The 4,199-nt window shown below is 61.1% G+C and carries 4 protein-coding genes; 2 read left to right on the top strand and 2 right to left on the bottom strand.

Features of this window, described 5'->3' with window-relative positions:
- Positions 1-140: 140 nt before the first annotated feature.
- Positions 141-1,601, bottom strand: a complete 1,461-nt coding sequence (locus tag ACFHVL_RS30845) for an AAA family ATPase (protein ID WP_416632130.1) — start codon at positions 1,599-1,601, stop codon at positions 141-143.
- The gene (locus ACFHVL_RS30840) at positions 1,592-2,461 is read right to left on the bottom strand and encodes a hypothetical protein (RefSeq protein WP_416632129.1); all 870 of its coding nucleotides are present in this window, start codon (positions 2,459-2,461) and stop codon (positions 1,592-1,594) included. Before ACFHVL_RS30840 ends, ACFHVL_RS30845 begins: the two co-directional genes overlap by 10 nt.
- A 319-nt stretch (positions 2,462-2,780) precedes the next feature.
- Between ACFHVL_RS30840 and ACFHVL_RS30835 the strand changes: the two genes are divergently transcribed.
- Together ACFHVL_RS30835 and ACFHVL_RS30830 are read left to right on the top strand one after the other, a co-directional pair.
- Complete coding sequence (locus ACFHVL_RS30835; RefSeq protein WP_416632127.1) at positions 2,781-3,143, top strand: hypothetical protein; 363 nt, start codon at positions 2,781-2,783, stop codon at positions 3,141-3,143.
- 536 nt (positions 3,144-3,679) lie between these two features.
- A complete protein-coding gene (locus tag ACFHVL_RS30830) occupies positions 3,680-3,949 on the top strand; it encodes a hypothetical protein (protein ID WP_416632126.1) in 270 nt (89 codons plus the stop codon).
- The last annotated feature ends 250 nt before the right edge of the window (positions 3,950-4,199 follow it).

Genomic DNA, 4,199 nt, shown 5'->3' with positions numbered 1-4,199 from the left:
GCAACTCGCCTCGTGTCCGGTTCTCAACACGGACAGAACCTCTCAAGCCGGAACAACGCCGGGGCCGTGGCTGGGTACCCGGATGACAGTTTCCATGGTGGCTCGAGGGCTACGGTTTGCCGCAGCGCGGGAGGATTTCGTCAGTGAGGAAGCCTTCCTTGCGACCGCAGCCAATTGACCACCTCCTCACACTGATTCTTCAGAAATGGTTCTCGAAGAACTAAATCTGTTATCGCACGAATTACTGGACGAAGCCCTCCGAACTCGTCCGCCAGCTCAAAGATCCAGTCGTGCAGATCTCGCCCATCAAGCCGCTCAAGACACAACTTTAGACCATCGCTCCCACCTGGCAGCGGAGAATCCCAGTCGTCAAACTCGCCTGAACGCCACCGGTTGATGGTTTGTCGCAGTAGGACCTCGGGCGCTGAATCGCCCACTAGGTAACCGATCAGCCCTTCAGATGCTTGCCCACCTCGAGGACGTTGGTCGCCGTCAAGAACTCCAAGGATTCGAACCTGGTCAGCGGCGCTACTGGAAATATCGCTGACGATGCGCTTCACACCTGATTGCCCACTCGCCACGGCTCTGACATCAAGATACCGGAGTGCATCGCGATCTAATGACGACAGGATTGCATGCAAGAACTCAGCTGCGACCTGGTCCTCAACTAGAACCACCGCAGCGGTACGGGGTTGGACACCGAGGTGATTAGCCACTTCTGCGGCCGGTAGCCCACAGCGAATGGAGGGGGAAGGCAATGATGAAACTAGTACAACATGCTCGGCGGGTAGCTTTTGGAAGAAGCCTGGGGAGTGACTAGAGACGATTAGACAGAGGTCGCGTTTGACTACGATCGAGACGATCGCATCTACTAGCTTCTCTTGAGAGAACGCCGCAAGATGACTTTCCGGCTCCTCTAGCAATACAACGGCTCCGGGTGGAAGTTCTTGCAACCTCCATAAAAGGTAAGCTGCAACGAGTTCCCCTCGCCCCATCTGCTGCAATGCGTATCGCTTACCCATCGAAGCGACTTCAAAGTAGGGCAACGGAGTGTCGTCTACACTGAATGCCGTCACCTCATAAACGAGGAACTCTGAATACTCTCGGCGAAGAATATATGCAAGGGCTTGGAGCTGGCTGCTGTCAAAAGACGCTGGCTCAACCCCCTCAAGCAGATCAAAGGATTGTGGATCTGATCTGAAGTGCCTCAGCACATCCTCGGTCTCCGCCGCAGGATCAACATAGAAGACAGACGATGGAAACGTCGAGGATGTTGTTTGTGACCCAACGTCGAGTTCTGCCTCGAACGGAACGTCGGCATGGGTTCCTGCAATCTTCAGCTGACATAGCCATGGAGGCACGTTCGGGATCGTTGAACCTTCTTGCGGTTCTTGTCCAGCCAGGCATCTCCAAACGGCACCGAGGAGCGTCGACTTTCCTGCGCCGTTTCCGCCGGACACGATGCTGATGCCTGGTGAAAAGATGAGGCTTTGGGGCAGGCCGGCGGTGGTGACGAAGGTGCCGACGGTGAGGCGAGTAGTATAATTGCGCCTTGCAAGACTTTCGATCTGCTGCCGCCGTTCTATGAACCTCAGAACCATCCCGAGTCACCCCAGCGCACGACGCCGCTAAATGATGCTAATTCTCGACCGGCGTCATCGCCCGCCTGGTCAACAATTTGCCACGCATCCTCGACTGGCGCAATAAATGACCGATTTCGAATGATTCCGGGCTCGGCACGATAGAGCACCATCCAAGCGGTAAGATCGCGCAGTACTACGGACGAGACGTCAGCCACGCGGGCCGTCGCCCGATCGTGGAAGACGGCTAGCGGAACGTTATACATACTTCGGCCATGCAACCGCCTTCCCCGCCAGCTCTCCACCTGTTCGATTGTTTGATACAGCGCTGGACCTAGCTCCAAGAGAAGGCCCTCCTTCAGTAGTTTTGCTACGAGGCAGAGCCAGGTATGAACGGTGGCTTTGTTCCATTTCAGCCGGCGCTCGGCACGGTCTAGAAGTTCGAGCTGAAGGAAGTAGTCAAGCGCTTGGGTTGCGAGGCTCATTATCGGCTCAGAAAACGCACCCTTATCTCTATAGCGGGTAGTGATTCTGAGCGCTGTCACCTTCTCGGTAAGGCGGCCCTGTTCCAGGGTGAGCAGAAATCGGGCGAGCAAATCATCATATGCCATACGCGCATTCGAAAATCCAAGGCGCTGCCCCGACATTCCTCTCGTTCCGGCCCACTCCACTAATTCTTTCACCTGGTTTCTAGCGGCACCCACGAAGGCGTTCCGCTTTTCCGCCTCGGTTAGGGTCATTGGTTGATTCAGACGGAAGAAGAGTTCATGAGGCTCTTCCTGATGCGAGCCGGAAGAACGTCTGCGGACATCCTTGATCAGGGAAAGCCTGATGTCCAGACGTAACCGGACAGTTGCTCGCTGGGTTACCGGACGCGGCATACAGACGAGCGCTGACAGGGACAGAGCCTCGAGCGTTCCGCCCAACCCCGGGCTGGCGGGGACGCGACGCACGGCTTACAAGCGTGAGCTCACGGTCCTGGCAGAGATGCGATCGCTATGCTTCACCAACTGCCGAGACGCTCTTTTCTGGATCAAGGTACCGCGCAAGCGCGGCACGCCCGCCGCGCTCGGCCTGCTGGCGGCCTCCGGCCGGCATCGGCCGGCACGGCGGGCGAACACCAGGACCACAGCATCTGCAGCAGCGCGTGACGTCGTACAGTCCCCTGCTGTGGAAGCCGTACGGCTCGCGTGGCATCTGGTGGTCACCGGCAAGCATGAGCGTTCAGCCCAGCGCATCCTTCAGCGGGTACAGGCCACCATCGGCAGGACCATCGAGGTTCAAGCTATCGAGCGCTACCACAAAGATCCGGGCCAGTTCTCGATCAGGTTCACGACCCCGCTCGACGAGGCAGCCCCGGCCGATGCCGTATTTCAGGCCCTGACCGACGCTCAGCGGCTCGGCTCCGGCTGGACCGTCATCGGACCTGCCACCTACCAGGACAACCGCTGGACGTTCGAGATGATCGCCGCTGCCAACGCCAACGGCCGCTTCCGGGTACCCGGCGTCGTCTGGACACACATCGAGATCCAACCCGCCGACGAGGCCCCACCGGAGCCGTGACGATCGCGAGGGTGGCCGGTCGCCGTCGAGGGTGGGGCGATCGGCTGCCGCGCCGCTTCGCGGCTTGCCACCGGTCAACGTGGTCCAGGTCGCGGAGCACCGCCGGCACGGCAAGCCGCCCCGGCCCGAAGGCCGGGGCGGGAACCCGTACAACGCCGGCCGGCCGCGCCCTGGCCGTGCCATCCGCGTGCCATAAGCCGGTGCCGCAGACGGTCATCAGCGGGCACGACCGGACACCACCAACGGCACCGTGACCAGGGCGACCAGCAAGATCACGCCCAGGGTGGGCGATCTTCCAAACTGATTACGCGAGTTCGATTCTCGTCGCCCGCTCCGACCGCTCCGCCCCAGGTCAACGTGGGTCTCCCGCAGCCTCCGCATGGGCCTCGTCCGGCTCCACGATCCGCTGCACCTCCTCGGCGAGTCGGCCCAGCGGGTCTCCTCGCCTGAGAGCAGAGATCGACTTGGCTGGTCTTGATCTCATGCTGTCAGCAGAATCGCTGGCCTTCCCCTGCCTGGATCAGCAAGCTGGCAGCGTGGCGACGGGATTCAGTGGTGAGTTCGCGTGGCTCGACCGTGAGGACCGCGAGTGCCGCACCGACCTGCCGACCGCCGGCCAGACCCTGACCGGGAAGGACCCCCTGGCCAGCTTGCGGTGGACGTACGCCGACCTGAAGTCTGAACACGGCGAGAGTGGCGCCCGGATGATCCTCGCCGACCTGATGGACGCCTGGCAGGACAACGGAGGCGAGCCGGTCACCGCCGAGCAGATCGAGGCAGCCGGCCGCGCCCGCCGCCCGGAATGATCCCCAGGGCGGGGTCGTTACACACGGTCGAGCCACCCACCCCGACACCCCGGCACCCGCTGTTCCTCGGCGATCTTGCGCTTATCGAGAAGATTTGTCGGGATTGTCCGTCGATAAGTGCAAGATCGCCGCGATCTTGAGCGGTCAACCCCGGGCCCCGGGCGCGGGGAATGGTCGGCGGGGTGGCGTGGTTGTACATGGTCCGCAGCGCAGTAGCGGCCCCCCACCCACCCGGGTAGGCAGATGGCCC

This window comes from Micromonospora sp. LOL_023 (assembly GCF_048060115.1).
In the GTDB taxonomy this organism is placed as follows: Bacteria; Actinomycetota; Actinomycetes; order Mycobacteriales; family Micromonosporaceae; genus Micromonospora_E.
The sequence above is the reverse complement of the archived record's forward strand: the minus strand, read 5'-3'. Positions and strand labels throughout refer to the sequence as shown.

Bases quoted from the DNA above. Each gene is read 5' to 3' on its own strand.
- ACFHVL_RS30845 (WP_416632130.1), bottom strand. From the start codon at position 1,601: ATGGTTCTGAGGTTCATAGAACGGCGGCAGCAGATCGAAAGTCTTGCA.
- ACFHVL_RS30840 (WP_416632129.1), bottom strand. From the start codon at position 2,461: ATGCCGCGTCCGGTAACCCAGCGAGCAACTGTCCGGTTACGTCTGGAC.